Origin of the sequence: Caloramator fervidus, from assembly GCF_900108045.1 — a bacterium.
Taxonomy (GTDB): Bacteria; Bacillota; Clostridia; order Clostridiales; family Caloramatoraceae; genus Caloramator; species Caloramator fervidus.
The window spans coordinates 1-11322 of the sequence record NZ_FNUK01000036.1 but is presented as its reverse complement, the minus strand read 5'-3'; the positions used below and the strand labels follow the sequence as shown (position 1 = coordinate 11322).

Below are 11322 nucleotides of genomic sequence, written 5' to 3'. Positions count from 1 at the left end.
ATTTGAGACATACATACGAATGCAAAGAACTATATAAAGATAGAAGCAAAACCATAGAGAGGGTATTTGCTGACTTGAAGGAGAAGCATGGTTTGCGATGGACAACACTAAGAGGGATAGAAAAAGTGTCCATGCAAGCGATGCTTGTTTGTGCTTGCTTTAACTTAAAGAAGATGGCAAATTGGATGTGGAAGAAGGGACAAAACGGCCCTGGAAAGGGCAAAAATTTCTTTGTATTTATAAAATATTTATCAAAAATGCTTGTAAAAATACTCAAACCCCACTTTTCGTTTTTTGAAAAGTGGGGTTTGTCGACGGTCTGAAGCTGCAGCAAAGCTGCAGCCTTATGAATTCTTCTTTAGAATTATATTTGCAAGAACTATTGGATCTATGTTTCCACCGGTTAAAACACATACAACATTTTTTCCTGGCATATTAACTTTTCCATTTACTACTGCTGCAACAGTTGTTGCACCTGCTCCTTCAACAACAAGCTTTGATCTTCTAAGTAATCTATATATTGCGTCTTCTATTTCTTCTTCTGATACAGTAACAACATCATCAACATATTTTTTTATTATCTCAAAAGTTAAATCCCCTGGAGTTTTAACTGATATACCATCTGCTAAGGATTTTACTCCTGGTAATGTAACTATTTTACCAGCATCAAGGGATGCCTTAGTAGATGCAATAACTTCTGCTTGAACTCCTATTATCTTAACACTTGGCTTTATCTCCTTTATTGCTATTGCAATACCTGATATTATTCCTCCTCCACCTATTGGAACAACTACTGCATCAACATCGTTTAAAACATCTAATATTTCAAGTCCTATAGTTCCTTGTCCTGCAATAACATATGGGTCATTAAATGGATGTATAAATGTTGCTCCTGTTTCTTTTTGAATTTCAACAGCCTTTTGATAACAATCATCATATACTTGACCATATTGAACAACAGTTGCCCCATATGATTTTGTTGACTCCACCTTTGTCTTTGGGGCAGTTTCTGGCATACATATTGTCGCATTAATTCCAAAAGTCTTTGCTGCAAAAGCAACACCTTGAGCATGGTTACCTGCAGATGAAGCTACTACACCTCTTTTTCTTTCCTCATCTGTTAAACTTGCAATTTTATTGTAAGCACCTCTTAACTTAAAAGAATTTGTATTTTGTCTATTTTCTGTTTTTAAATATACATTCATTCCTGTCTCTTGAGACAAACTATATGACCTAGATAACTCAGTTTTTCTTATAACTCCATCTAATCTTCGCTGAGCTTCTTTAATCATTTCAAGTGTTACTTGCATGGTCTTAATTCATCTCCTTTAATTGTTTTTTACATTAATTGACAAATATCTAAATTAAACAACTAATTTTGACTATTAAGAATTTACCGTCTTTATTCTAATACTAAAATAACATTTATGTCAATAGTTTGACAAAATCTTTCAATTAAAAAAATTAGGACCGAATCCTAAATTCGGCCCCCTTGTAAAACTTCTTTAACTTTAGCGTTAATTTCTTTTAATTGCTTGAAATCTGGAACATACTGCACACGAATGGAATCTATAAGTTCAAATCCACAACTTTTTAAAATATCCTCTATTTGTCCTATGCTTTGTCCTCCCCAACCATATGATCCAAAAGCCATTGCTATACGCTTTTTAGGAGCTAATCCTTTTAGATAATATAAAAATGATGCTACCGTCGGCAATATATTGTTATTTAAAGTAGGCGATCCTATACAAATATATTTTGAATTAAGTATATGGGTCATTATATCCGATATATCATTTGTTTTTAAATTTAACATTACAGCAGATATATTAGACTCCTCAAAAGCATTGTAAATTGCATAGGCTATTTTTTCTGTAGATCCCCACATTGAATCATATACTATAACTGCTTTATTATCAGTAGTGTTATCTGACCATTTTTTATATTTATTTATAATATCTTCAATATTGTTTTTCCAAATCAGTCCATGACTTGGTGCAATCACATCAATATCTAAATTCAAAATTGCCTCTAAAACCTTTTTGACATTGCTGCTATATGGCAATACAATATTAGCATAATATTTTGCAGCTTCTTCTAATATAATATCTAAACAAAATTGACTATCTAAACGTTCTGATGACGCAATATGCTGCCCAAAAGCATCATTAGAAAATAATATTTTATCTTCAATCAAGTAACTAACCATATTATCAGGCCAATGAACCATAGGAGTATATATAAACTCTAAACTTTTGTTTCCAAGACTTAAAGTTTCTCCCGATTTTACAACCTTAAAATTCCAATTACTGCCATAATGTAGCTTTAAGCCCCTTTCTCCATTTAAAGAAGTAAAAATTGTAGCATCTGGTATAATCTCCATTAATCTTGGAAGGCCTCCTGAATGGTCCATTTCCACATGATTAGATATAACATAATCAATTTTTCTTGGGTCAACAACATATGAAATTCGCTCTAACATTTCATCAACCAAATGGCTTTTAACTGTATCAATAAGGGTTATTTTTTCATCTATAATAAGATATGCATTGTAAGTCGTTCCCCTATGGGTTGAATATCCATGAAAATTTCTTATATTCCAATCTATGGCTCCAACCCAATAAACATTTTCTGATATTTTAAATGGCCTCATAAATTCACCTCTTGTCTCTATTCTAAAGCTTCAAATTGATCCTTTGCCACTCCACATAAAGGACATACCCAATCAGATGGAATATCTTCAAAAGCTGTCCCTGGTAAAATACCTGAATCAGGATCTCCAATAGCTGGATCATAAATATATCCGCATACTGAACATTGATATTTTTTCATTTTAAATCCCTCCATATTTATAAATCTTTTTTCCATAATCCATGAAGGTTACAATATGCATAAACTTCATTATACTCCTTATCACAAAATTCTGCCTTGGGCTCATCCATTGGAGATAGAAAAACTATTTCTATTCCATCATTATTTGAAACAGCAATCCATTCAATATAGTGCTCATTTATCATAGGATGTAAAGTAGAACCAACCTTAACAACAACCCTTTCATTTTCTTTAGCTAACACTGGAACATGTTTTTCTAAGGATGCATCTGTAGAATTTGCTTTAATTATATTCATATTTTTACCACAACACACAAGCTGTCCTCCACCATTTTTAATTAACCCCACAATGTTTCCACAAATTTCGCACTTATAAAACACCATCCTATACCATCCCCCTAAATTTTACAACTTTTTATTATAATATCAAAAATATTCAAAAAATTCAAGTATATTTTTAAAATTATAAGGCACTTTATTCAAATACCTACTAAAATTGGCATTTGATTAGGGTTAAAATATACCTCCTCTGGTGTTCCTATCTGAACCACTTTACCTTTTTCCATAACAACTATCCTATCTGAAATTTCCATAGCTTCTTCTTGATCATGGGTTACAAAAATCATAGTAACATTAAACCTTTTTTGAATCTCTTTTAATTCATCTCTCATTTTAATCCTTAAACTTGCATCTAAATTACTAAAAGGTTCATCTAACAACAAAACTTTAGGATTTAAAATTAATGATCTTGCAATTGCAACCCTTTGTTGCTGACCCCCACTCAATTCATTAATATATTTTTTCTCATAACCATTTAAACCTAAATTATTTAAAATTTCTAACGCCATTTCTATTTGCTTACTTTTTTTATAATAACCTTTATATTTCAATCCATAGATTACATTTTCAATAACATTCATATGTGGAAATAATGCATAATTTTGAAAAACAGTTGATACCGATCTTTTTTCAGGAGGTAGCAATGTTATATCTTGTCCATCTAAAATAACAGAACCTGACGAAGGTCTTATAAATCCACTAATGTAGTGGTTTTACCACTTATTATTATCATAAGTTTTTGTTAAATTTTTTAATTCTAAAAACATTTAAATAACCTCCTGAGTTTTATTTAATATCTTGGAAACAAAAACATCAACCATTAAAGTCAATAAAATAATCAAACTAGCAATAACAGAACCAAGTCCATAATCTCCATCTCTTATAGCATTAAAAAGCTCTACCGTTGCAACCATTGCACCTGGTGAAATAATAAATATTATAGCTCCTAGCACTACCAGCCTTACTTGCAACAGATAGTTGTCTATAAATACAGTTAAGTATAACTATAATTGATGTTCCTGTAAGAATTAATGGCTTATTATTAAAAGCAAGAATATATCCTATTCCAAAAAAGGTTCCAGGAATTATATATGGATCTTTCAATATAATAAGAAAGCATTATCCCAATAAAACTAGAAGCTATTGCAGCAATAGTAGAATAAATTATACTTCTTACAAAAGACTTAACAATCCTATAATTAAATGACTTAAAGTAACTTAAGGTAAAAGTTATATGTTTGATGGAATAATTTGTAAAACATGGAACAAAAATAGCAAAGTATAAAAGTAACATTATAAAGGCATACGTTCATATAATAAATCCTAAAATATATTTTAGTTTATTTATATCAATAAAAATGTTGCTATCTCTTGAATATTTTCTTTCGTGAATATGTAAATCAATAAGCATATATTTATTCACCAGCCTTTATTTTTAAAAATTTTTTAATAATTATTATTTTAAGATTTTTTGAAAATAATTCAAATTTATATTATCTATAAAGAATATATTTTTAATTTAAATTACCTATATAAAAGCACTTTATCAGATACCAAATTATGGTTCTGACAAAGTGCTTTTAAACAAACTTTTTATGTATCCATTTTTATACTATTTATATTCTCTTTTTTAATAATATTATTTAACTGCTTTGCTTGATCTGAATAATACTTTTTAACAATATCCTTCCAGATATCAGCATCATTGATACCACATCTTTCAGAAATAAAAACAGGATCAAGTCCCAACTTTTTTTGCTCTTCATAGTCCTTTAAAAGTGCTACACCTGGTTTGGTTAACAATAATATAGCTATCAAATTTAGCCATGCCATTAACCCTACACCTATATCAGCAAGATTCCATGCCGTTTCTGAAGAACGTATGCTCCCAAAGAATGTCATTACTACTAATATAACTTTTACTATCTTTGCAATAGTTTTATAATTTTCATTATGTTTAAATATATATGCAATGTTCGACTCTGTATAAACAGCAAAGGACAATAATGTAGTAAAAGCAAAGAAAAATAAAGCTATAGCAACAAACTTACTTCCATAACCGGGCAATAAAGTATTTATTGCTTCTTGAGTGAATCCTACCCCTACTCCAACTCCTGGCAGATTTTCTACTAAAAATCCACCTTTAGGATTAACAACATTATATTTACTTGTAGACAATATCATAAGAGCAGTAGCAGTACAAACAAATAACGTATCTACATATACAGAAAAAGCCTGAACAAGCCCCTGCTTTGCTGGATGTGATACTTCAGCAGTCGCTGCAGCCTGTGCACCTGTTCCTTGTCCAGCTTCATTTGAATATAAAGCTCTTTTTACTCCCCACATAATCGCATGTCCAAAGATAGCTCCAAAGGTTGCATTCAAATTAAAAGCAGAACTAAATATTAAACTAAACATAGCTGGCACTTTTTTAATATTAACAATTAATATAATTATACTAACTAATATGTAACCTATTGCCATAAAAGGAACTGCAAATTCTGCAAACCTAGCAATTCTTTTAATTCCACCAAAAATAACAAATGCAAATAACAAAGCTACAAAAGCACCCGTAATAATTGGCTGGATTCCAAAAGCATTTTTAAAAGAATCTGCTATATTAAAGGCTTGTATTCCCGGTCCTGTAAACCCACACGCTATCGTTACAGCTAATGCAAATATTATAGCAAAAGCTCTATTTTTTAAACCTTTTTCTATGTAATATGCAGGACCTCCTCTATATTCACCACCTATTTCTTCTTTCCAAGCTTGAGCCAAAGCTGATTCTATAAAAGCAGAACTTGCACTTATAAAAGCAATCAACCACATCCAAAATATTGCACCGGGACCTCCATAATAAATTGCTGTTGCAACTCCTGCTATATTACCAATACCAACACGCCCACCTAACGCCATTGCAAAACCTTGAAAAGACGAAACCCCTTTTTCAGAATTCTTTTCACCTATAAGATTTTTTATCATATCTTTAAAAAGTCTAATCTGAGGAAATCTTAAAATTATTGAAAAATAAAACCCCGTAGCTAAACAAAGAAAAATAAATGCTTTACTCCATAATAAACTACTGATTTGAGCTGTTAATTCATTAAAATTCATTTGTACCCCCCCACTTTAATAAATTTTAAATAAAACTTACTTTATATTATAAAGTTATTTTCTAAATTTTTCAATTATTTAGAATAATACGTGAAAAATTTTACAAAACTTAAATAAAATGTTAGGTGACTACCACTTAAAAAAATTGTATAATATAATATGAAAAAAATTTTAAGGAGGGATAAAATGAAAAAAGCATTACTAACAATTGTGTTAGGTGCTTTTATTACAACATCCATTAATTTACCTACATATGCAAAACCATTAAAAGCATCAGCATCAAATAAAAATCAAACTTTATTAAACCAAAAACAAGTAGAATCTAAAGAAAATAGACAAATTAAAACAGAAAAAACTACAAAAAAATTTAAAGACAAAGTTCCACCAGTAATTAAGTTTGGAAAAACAGTTATACCAATAACTGCAATTTCTAGAGGGTTAAAAGCTGAAGTTAAATGGGACAAAGCTAGCCAAACACTGCTTATTACTAAAAATGGTAATACCATTGAAATTATTGCAGGCTCCAAAATACTAGTAAATAGTGAAGAATTAAATAAAAGTATACTCAAAAAAATTCAAGGAAGTTTAATGCATTTTATCAAATCAACATTAAATAATAAATCTTCTAAACAAACAAAACCAAATACTGAATCAAACACTACACAACAAACTGAGCAATCAAATCAAGATAACACAACAAATAACCCATCACCAAATAATCAACCAAATCCTACTCAGGATAATCAACAAAATTCTCAATCAAATCAAGATAATATGCAAACTAATACGGAAACAAATTCTCAATCTGGTGAAACAATAGAACAATAAAAAATTAGAAGGGCGTGGATTTAAATTACCCGCCCAAATTTTTGTTTTTAAGTATTCCAAAATAATTTGTTCCCCAAACACCAATTATTATCATTATAGCACCAAATAATTTATACAATTCAAAACTTTCATGTCTTATTGTTATTCCAGCTATTACTGAAACAACAGTAGTTAAATTAGCAAAAACTGATGATTGTGATGCAGGAAGTTTAGATAAGCTGTAATTTACAAGCAAAAAAGCAAAAACCGAAGATAATACACCTAAATAAAATATAGATATTAAAACTTTAGTATTTATTTTTGCTAAAATATTTATATCTCCCATTACAATACCTTGAATTAGATATAATAAACCAAAAACAATCATTCCAAGTATCATCATAAAGTAAGTTGTTTCATATGGCGTAAAGTTTTGTGATGCTTTTCTTGAATATATATTAAACATTGCTGCACTAAATACGGCAGATAATAAAAATACTATTCCCTTTAACTGACCTTTTGTCTCTAAATTTCCACCACCTAATACAATTATAATGACACCAATAACTGATATTATAATAAATACCCATTGAAGTTTAGAGGGATTTTCCTGTAATAAAAACGCTGCAAGTATTGCAACAAGCACTGGAATAAAAGCCATCATAACGCCAGCCTCTGAAGATGTTGTGTATTGTAGCCCCTTTGTTTCCATAATAAAATAAATAATTGGTTGCCAAAAAGCTACTAATATAAGTGGCTTTAAATTTTTACCCTTTAAATTTACATTAACGACCCCAAATAATATTAAAAGAGACATGGTAACCGTTGCTGTTGTAAATCTTAAAAATAAAAGCTCAAACGTTGAAAGAGTTTCAAGGGCAGCCTTACTAAACAAAAATGAAAATCCAAAAATTAAAGACATTGTAACTCCAGCTAAATATGGGAGATATCTCTTCATGATACACCTCCTATTCGTCTTAAAATTAACCAGGGCGGACATTGAATAAATTGCCCGCCCAAACTATGCATATAATTAATCATCCCATATCCTTATATGTAGAATAAACAAGCCCTATTGCACCTGGTCCTACATGAAGTCCAATTACAGGCCCAATATCTACAATATCAGCTTTAACTCCAAGCTTTTCTTCTATCAATTTTGAAAGGTCTAATGCTTCTGTATAGCAATTAATATGATGAATAACAACTTCTTTAAGACCATAAATATAACTATCTTTAACCACCTTATCAATCATAGCTGATATTGCATTTTTCTTTGTTCTGACCTTGGATAAAACTGTAGTTTTCCCATCCTCAACTGTCAATATAGGTATAATCTTTAAAATATTTCCAATAAGCGCTTTAGCACCGCCTATTCTTCCACCTTTTTTCAAGTATTCAAGATTATCAGGAATAAATAAAAATCTACTTCTTTTTAAGTTTTGCTTAACAATTTCAACAACTTCACTTAATGTCTTACCTTCTTTAGCTGCCCTTGCACCTGCAAGAACTGCAAAACCTAATTGCATACAATTAGATTTAGAATCAATAATTTCTATTTTAGCATCCTTAAACTCTTCAAGCACCATTTCTTTTACCATAAGTGCCGATGAGTATGTTCCACTCATCTGTGAAGAAATAAAAACACAAACAAGGCTGTCTCCATTAGCCACAACCTTTTTCATTTCCTCTAACATCTCGCCAATTGAAGGCTGAGAAGATTTAGGTATACCCTTCTCTTTCATCATGCGGTAGAAATCTTCATTATTAATATCAACTTCCTTAATGCTTATATCATCCCAGGATACACTTAATGAAACCTTCCTAATATCAAGTTGTTTGCATATTTCTTTACTTAAATAACTAGTGCTATCGGTTAAAATTTTCACTGACATTTTACTCACTCGCTTTTTTATTTTTTACAAAATTTTATCATGTTATTAGCTATCTTTCAACCTTTATCGATTAATATTGACAAATATCCTTAGCTAAAATTAAAAAAGCCGAGCATTCTATTCGAATGCCCGCTCCAACTATTGACAAAGAGTATTAATGTTTTCCATCTATTTTGCAGGCAATAGCTTCATTTTCAAACTCCTTTGATATTATATCTGAATATTTTTCTTTGTTCTTCTTAAGCCAATTGTGTGCATAAGAACAACTTGCTGTTACCTTTACCCCTTTTTCTCTTAAGAACTCTACAACAACCTCCATCATTTTTGAAGCTACACCTTGACCTCTTAAAACTGGATTAACATATGTGTGGTCAATATCAACCTCTCCATTTTCTTTTACAACATAAGTTGTCTCTGCCATTAATTCCCCTTTTTCATCCACGCTGTATATACGTCCGTCTTCAAATTTCCAATCCATATTCTATTCCTCCTTTGAAAAAACATGCAATGTAAATATCATTATCTTTATCAATAATTAAATAATTGATACTAACAAATAATAAACTTAAACTTTAGTTAATAATATAGATATCTCATCTACTGCATCATTTATATTATTTGCACTTATCGAAAAATCAAAATCTTTGTCTTTGAAGTTGTATAATGGATCATAATACTTTGTCATAAGCTCTTCAATAACAGCAGCATAATTTTTATTTTTTATCTCGTTTATATATTTTTCTATATTTTTTTCAGATATATATTTTCTAAGCAAATTCAAGGCTCCTATTAACTCATCATCATTTTCTGTTACATACTCTTCCATTATATTTTTAACCCTTGTTTCAATATCTGCATCAATCTTTATTTTTATTCCATTTTCCATAGCAGAAAAAATATAGTCAGGTATTATCACTCTACCTATTCTTTTACTCTCACCTTCAACAACTATTGTATTTGTTTTTCTCTTTCTTATGGATTCATAAATATATGACTCAAACATCTTTTGAGAATTTTGTTCACCAAGTCCAATACCTCCTAAGAAGGAACCGCGATGATTTGCACATCCTTCAAGGTCTAAAACATCATAGCCCCTTTTTTCAAGCTCCTTTAATATTTTTGTTTTTCCTACACCTGTATTACCATATAGTACAACAAATTTAATATCTTTTATAGTTTGTGGTAAAACCTTATTTATATATTTTCTATACCCTTTATATCCGCCTGAAAGTTTTATTGCATTTATACCAAGAGAAGATAAGAGGGCTACTATGCTACTGCTTCTCATACCTCCTCTTGAACAATAAAATATTAATTGATTATATTTCTTATCTAATTCAGAAACTTCTTTAAAAATCATCGGAAGCCTTTTAGATGCTGCTTCTATTCCAAGATATTTTGCCTTTTCAATGCTTTCATTAACATAAACGGTTCCAATTATTTTCCTTTCCTCATCATTAAACAAAGGGATATTTATAGAGTTTGGAATATGTGCTTGTCTGTATTCTCCTTCACTTCTAACATCTATCAAGATATAACTTCCTTGTATTTTATTTTTGTCTATTTCCTCATAGTTTAACAGCTTTATCATTCCTCCTTATTGCCTCCATTTTAAGGACTAGTATGATAATGAGCATCTGCCATATTGTAACATCAGTTATTGTTATAACATATGTTATTTGCTAATTCAAGTATTTTTAAAACATTTAAACCAATATATGTTACAATAAATAGTCTTACCCATAACTAATTACTTTCTATCAAAATATATGGTTCTATAATAAATATTGGGGTGGTAAATAGCCTCAACATTTTTTCTTTAAATACAAAAAAGCACTTTATTCAGATGCCAGCTTTGCTAAAATATAATTAACCCACAAAATATTTTGAAAGGAGGCATCTGATAAAGTGCTTAGGAATAATTTTATCAATAATTTGCTTAATTTAAAAGATGTTTTCGTAAAAAATATTGTAAATGGTGATGATTTCGTTGAATTTCATGTTGAAACTAAAAAAAATCTCATGTTTGCCCTTCTTGTGGCTCTACTACTTCTAAAGTCCATGACTACAGAACCCAAAAAATTAAAGACGTTCCTATTCAGAACAAGAAAACTTTCATTATCCTTAAAAAACGTAGATATGTTTGTAAAAATTGCGGCAAGCGTTTCTTTGAAAATTTAGATTTCCTCCCTAAATATCATAGAATTACTAATAGGCTTGTTGCTTACATAATTAGTGAACTTTCTTGTATTAGTAGTATGTCATCTGTTGCTTCTAAAGCTAATGTTTCTTCACATACTGTTAAACGCATTTTTGATATGGTTAGCTATTCAACC

At 30.0% G+C, this 11322-nt stretch carries 14 protein-coding genes; 3 read left to right on the top strand and 11 right to left on the bottom strand.

The genetic code is table 11. The features are described 5' to 3' along the window. Positions 1 to 323: transposase (locus C4R78_RS09140; protein WP_146057687.1), on the top strand; the 323-nt coding region annotated here is incomplete at its 5' end. A 21-nt stretch (positions 324 to 344) separates the two neighbouring features. Here C4R78_RS09140 and ilvA read toward each other — a convergent pair. The 7 genes from ilvA to C4R78_RS09105 all read right to left on the bottom strand — a co-directional run bounded on the left by ilvA (position 345) and on the right by C4R78_RS09105 (position 6284). Continuing rightward, positions 345 to 1310, bottom strand: a complete 966-nt coding sequence (ilvA, locus tag C4R78_RS09135; RefSeq protein WP_103896738.1) for a threonine ammonia-lyase — start codon at positions 1308 to 1310, stop codon at positions 345 to 347. 167 nt (positions 1311 to 1477) lie between these two features. Further along, entirely contained in the window at positions 1478 to 2653 is a 1176-nt protein-coding gene (locus C4R78_RS09130; RefSeq protein ID WP_103896737.1) for an FprA family A-type flavoprotein, read from the bottom strand. A 17-nt stretch (positions 2654 to 2670) separates the two neighbouring features. Continuing rightward, complete coding sequence (gene rd, locus C4R78_RS09125; RefSeq protein WP_103896736.1) at positions 2671 to 2832, bottom strand: rubredoxin; 162 nt, start codon at positions 2830 to 2832, stop codon at positions 2671 to 2673. Positions 2833 to 2849: 17 nt separating this feature from the next. After that, complete coding sequence (locus C4R78_RS09120; protein ID WP_103896735.1) at positions 2850 to 3215, bottom strand: desulfoferrodoxin family protein; 366 nt, start codon at positions 3213 to 3215, stop codon at positions 2850 to 2852. 95 nt (positions 3216 to 3310) lie between these two features. Next, positions 3311 to 3814: an ABC transporter ATP-binding protein gene (locus tag C4R78_RS09115; protein ID WP_242971218.1), complete on the bottom strand. Its 504-nt coding sequence runs from the start codon at positions 3812 to 3814 to the stop codon at positions 3311 to 3313. A 123-nt stretch (positions 3815 to 3937) separates the two neighbouring features. Then, positions 3938 to 4123, bottom strand: coding sequence for a hypothetical protein (locus C4R78_RS09110; RefSeq protein WP_103896734.1), 186 nt, complete (start codon positions 4121 to 4123; stop codon positions 3938 to 3940). Between the two features lie 640 nt (positions 4124 to 4763). After that, the gene (locus C4R78_RS09105; protein WP_103896733.1) at positions 4764 to 6284 is read right to left on the bottom strand and encodes an alanine/glycine:cation symporter family protein; all 1521 of its coding nucleotides are present in this window, start codon (positions 6282 to 6284) and stop codon (positions 4764 to 4766) included. 186 nt (positions 6285 to 6470) lie between these two features. Here C4R78_RS09105 and C4R78_RS09100 point away from each other — a divergent pair, with 186 nt between their 5' ends. Further along, entirely contained in the window at positions 6471 to 7112 is a 642-nt protein-coding gene (locus C4R78_RS09100; protein WP_159945888.1) for a copper amine oxidase N-terminal domain-containing protein, read from the top strand. Between the two features lie 25 nt (positions 7113 to 7137). Here the strand turns inward: C4R78_RS09100 and C4R78_RS09095 are convergent, their stop codons facing one another. From C4R78_RS09095 to mnmH, 4 genes are all read right to left on the bottom strand, one after another. Then, positions 7138 to 8049, bottom strand: a complete 912-nt coding sequence (locus C4R78_RS09095; protein ID WP_103896731.1) for a DMT family transporter — start codon at positions 8047 to 8049, stop codon at positions 7138 to 7140. Positions 8050 to 8128: 79 nt separating this feature from the next. Further along, positions 8129 to 8986 (bottom strand): DegV family protein, encoded by an 858-nt coding sequence (locus tag C4R78_RS09090; RefSeq protein ID WP_103896730.1) that lies wholly within the window; start codon positions 8984 to 8986, stop codon positions 8129 to 8131. 154 nt (positions 8987 to 9140) lie between these two features. Beyond that, on the bottom strand, positions 9141 to 9464 hold the full coding sequence (locus C4R78_RS09085; RefSeq protein WP_103896729.1) for a GNAT family N-acetyltransferase: 324 nt from the start codon (positions 9462 to 9464) through the stop codon (positions 9141 to 9143). 87 nt (positions 9465 to 9551) lie between these two features. After that, a complete protein-coding gene (gene mnmH, locus C4R78_RS09080; protein ID WP_103896728.1) occupies positions 9552 to 10577 on the bottom strand; it encodes a tRNA 2-selenouridine(34) synthase MnmH in 1026 nt (341 codons plus the stop codon). 505 nt (positions 10578 to 11082) lie between these two features. On the opposite strand from mnmH, the gene C4R78_RS09730 reads away from it, so the two are divergent. After that, positions 11083 to 11322, top strand: a 240-nt coding sequence (locus C4R78_RS09730) for a helix-turn-helix domain-containing protein (protein ID WP_423236643.1), incomplete at its 3' end; no start/stop codon positions are given.

Bases quoted from the DNA above. Each gene is read 5' to 3' on its own strand.
- ilvA (WP_103896738.1), bottom strand. From the start codon at position 1,310: ATGCAAGTAACACTTGAAATGATTAAAGAAGCTCAGCGAAGATTAGAT.
- C4R78_RS09130 (WP_103896737.1), bottom strand. From the start codon at position 2,653: ATGAGGCCATTTAAAATATCAGAAAATGTTTATTGGGTTGGAGCCATA.
- rd (WP_103896736.1), bottom strand. From the start codon at position 2,832: ATGAAAAAATATCAATGTTCAGTATGCGGATATATTTATGATCCAGCT.
- C4R78_RS09120 (WP_103896735.1), bottom strand. From the start codon at position 3,215: ATGGTGTTTTATAAGTGCGAAATTTGTGGAAACATTGTGGGGTTAATT.
- C4R78_RS09105 (WP_103896733.1), bottom strand. From the start codon at position 6,284: ATGAATTTTAATGAATTAACAGCTCAAATCAGTAGTTTATTATGGAGT.
- C4R78_RS09100 (WP_159945888.1), top strand. From the start codon at position 6,471: ATGAAAAAAGCATTACTAACAATTGTGTTAGGTGCTTTTATTACAACA.
- C4R78_RS09095 (WP_103896731.1), bottom strand. From the start codon at position 8,049: ATGAAGAGATATCTCCCATATTTAGCTGGAGTTACAATGTCTTTAATT.
- C4R78_RS09090 (WP_103896730.1), bottom strand. From the start codon at position 8,986: ATGTCAGTGAAAATTTTAACCGATAGCACTAGTTATTTAAGTAAAGAA.
- C4R78_RS09085 (WP_103896729.1), bottom strand. From the start codon at position 9,464: ATGGATTGGAAATTTGAAGACGGACGTATATACAGCGTGGATGAAAAA.
- mnmH (WP_103896728.1), bottom strand. From the start codon at position 10,577: ATGATAAAGCTGTTAAACTATGAGGAAATAGACAAAAATAAAATACAA.